This window comes from Pseudoalteromonas sp. TB25, assembly GCF_000497995.1.
Lineage (GTDB): Bacteria > Pseudomonadota > Gammaproteobacteria > Enterobacterales > Alteromonadaceae > Pseudoalteromonas > Pseudoalteromonas distincta.
The window spans coordinates 1-2,850 of sequence record NZ_AUTI01000353.1; the positions used below are offsets into that span (position 1 = coordinate 1).

3 protein-coding genes and 1 other annotated feature are annotated in these 2,850 nt (G+C 38.5%); all 3 genes read left to right on the top strand.

Annotation, left to right across the window (positions count from 1 at the left end; translation table 11 throughout):
• Positions 1-450, top strand: a 450-nt coding sequence (locus L652_RS0114950) for an excalibur calcium-binding domain-containing protein (RefSeq protein WP_024603530.1), incomplete at its 5' end; no start/stop codon positions are given.
• Between the two features lie 184 nt (positions 451-634).
• Entirely contained in the window at positions 635-1,579 is a 945-nt protein-coding gene (locus L652_RS0114955; protein WP_024597202.1) for a hypothetical protein, read from the top strand.
• Between the two features lie 12 nt (positions 1,580-1,591).
• Positions 1,592-2,811, top strand: a protein-coding gene (locus L652_RS0114965) for an IS3 family transposase (protein ID WP_223230517.1) whose coding sequence is annotated in 2 segments (ribosomal slippage) — positions 1,592-1,880 and positions 1,880-2,811 — 1,221 coding nt in all. Because the reading frame shifts where the segments join, the coding sequence is not laid out codon by codon here.
• Positions 1,870-1,986, top strand: a sequence feature (AL1L pseudoknot). It overlaps the preceding gene by 117 nt.
• Positions 2,812-2,850: the final 39 nt, after the last annotated feature.

Here is a 2,850-nt window from a genome sequence, read left to right on the forward strand (position 1 = left end):
CAGCCCGACGGTAAAACCAAAGCCGTAAATTGCCGGATAGAAGGCGTAGCTGCGCTTAAAGTAACGCCTAAAAAATCAAACCATCATCGTGTTGCTAAATCTAATTTTACCGACAGCTTTTTAGGCAAAGTAGCCTCAATTAGTATTATCGCTGTACTTGGTTTTGTCGCAGTTAATAAATACAGCCATTATAAAAGTAACGAGCAATTTAATTACCACACCCCCGTTATTACCAACGCCGATTTAGCCACATTTGATGAGCAATACTCAAAAATCGTGATTCCAAAAAGCACGCAAAATTTTACCTGTGACGGCAGGCAGCACTGCAGCCAAATGACTTCACGTGCTGAGGCGGTGTTTTTTATTAACAACTGCCCTAATACAAAAATGGATGGCGATAGAGATGGTGACCCATGTGAGAACGATACAAGGTTTGAAAATGAGTGGTAATTTTATAAACCGTTTAGTTAAAGGTTAGGTTAAGTAAAAATAGAACTAATTAATGGCTGTGTATAAATATAGCCATGTAAGTTTTGTCCCATAACATTATTGAAAGTCGTTTTGGGTTAACATAATCCACCAAACTAGCACGAAAAAACCTTTTAAAAATTACAATTATTCTTGGAGGATTTAAGTGGTATCAACTAGAAAACATAAATACGTTATAACAATCGACTTCGCAAAGAAAGATAATAATGAAATTTACAAGGGAGAAGTTCCATACCCTTTTTCTAAATCATATACAGATACTGTAAGCGTATTTGGGAATAAAATTATTATTGTTGCTCAACGTAGTAATAAAGTTGAAATTTCTGGCATATTTGAAAACTATACAAGTGCTATCTATACGCAAATAGTTAAAGCATTAGTTTATTACTACTGTAATTTAGGGGAGGCGATTCAAATCTCGGAAATATCCATAGATTACATTCGTAACCTAGAGTTTAAGAGTAGCCATAAAATAGAAAATACACATGTAAACCAGATTGTAAGTAAAGCGGATCAATTATCTAATCTTAAAAAGCTCAATCATAACGCCGTTAATGTTATTTTTGAAGAAACGGTAAAGGGGCACTCGTATTTGATTGCTTTGACTCACTTAGTTAAATCACATTGTTCAGAAAGTCCATATGACGCGTTTGAGAGGAAGTGGAAAGCTTTCAATGCAATTTATAGGCAGGTATCTGGGCTTGAAAATGAGTTTAAAAGACTTAGCTTTATCCGCAAGGATTTAGTTGATAACCCTGAGTATTATCCATTAATAATAAATGAAGTTAGCAAGTTGAAAACAGGTACGATCAGGTCAAAAGTCAGGTGGATTAAATTTATTTACAACAATTTTTCTACAATTAAGCAAACTGATAATTATAAAAACTTCATCTTAAGTAACGATGATTATCGGTTGGCTGAGATTAATCAAAGTACTTTAACCGTCAGAGAAGACTTTCTTAAAGAGAAAGGATTTTACGAAGATGTAACAGCTCACCTAGTTGAAATAATTAGCAAAAAGAGAATTAATAACTCGCATTTAGCCGCTACGCTGAATCGCCCCGTGTTTGCCAGAGACTCAATAACTTGAGAAACTGGAACTATGAAAAAATCAAATCGCTATACATCAGAATTTCGTGAACGTGCAATTAGGCTTGTTACCACACAACAGCATGAATACCCTTCTCTTTGGGCTGCGCTAGTATCGATTTCAGATAAACTGGGATGTACCCCAGAAACACTTAGAGCATGGGTCAAGAAATCTCAAGCTCAACCGTCTAAACCCTCTTCTAATACGCAATCAACTGAAGAACGCCTTGCCGTCTTAGAGCGCGAGAATAAAGAGCTCAAGCGAACGAATGATATCCTGAGGCAAGCTGCCGCTTTTTTCGCCCAAGCGGAGCTCGACCGCAAACAGAAGTAATAGTGGATTTTATTGATGCTTGCAGAGAGCATTACGGTGTCGAGTCAATTTGCAAGGAATTGCCGATTGCACCATCAACGTATTATTCTCATAAACAGATACAAAGAGAGCCTGAGCGACTGTCTAACCGCAAAAAGCGTGATGCTGAGCTGATAATACTCATTCGCGAAGTGTGGGAGGATAATATGTCAGTTTATGGTGCAAGAAAAATATGGAAGCAGCTACAGCTTGACGACCATCAAGTCGCCCGCTGTACAGTCGAACGATTGATGCGAGTTATGGGAATTCAAGGTGTTCGTCGGGGTAAAGCACATAAGACAACGATACCTGACGAGCAACAAGATAAGCCACTTGATTTAGTTAATCGTCAATTTACTGCTGAGCAGCCAAATCAACTTTGGGTAGCTGACATCACCTATGTTGCCACATGGAGTGGGTTTGTTTATGTCGCTTTCGTGATAGATGTTTTTTCACGATACATTGTAGGTTGGCGTGTATCAACGACAATGCACACAGAGCTTATTCTTGATGCGTTAGAGCAAGCTATTTGGCATCGTGGCAACCCCGAAGGGTTAATTCACCACAGCGACAGAGGCAGCCAATATTTGTCTATACGATACACTGAGCGACTTGCTGAAGCTGGAATTCAAGCGTCTGTAGGCAGTGTGGGTGACTCTTATGACAATGCATTGGCTGAAACAATAAATGGATTATTTAAAACAGAGATTATTCGCAGAAATGGCCCGTGGAAGAATGTTGATGCTGTTGAATACGCAACGTTAGAGTGGGTCAATTGGTTTAATAATCAACGCTTATTATCTTCAATTGGGTATATTTCACCAGCTCAATATGAAACAGACTACTATGATAATTTAAACGAGTCAGGTAAAGTGGCCTGACTTAAACAAACTGGTCTCCGATGAACTCGGGGCGATTCA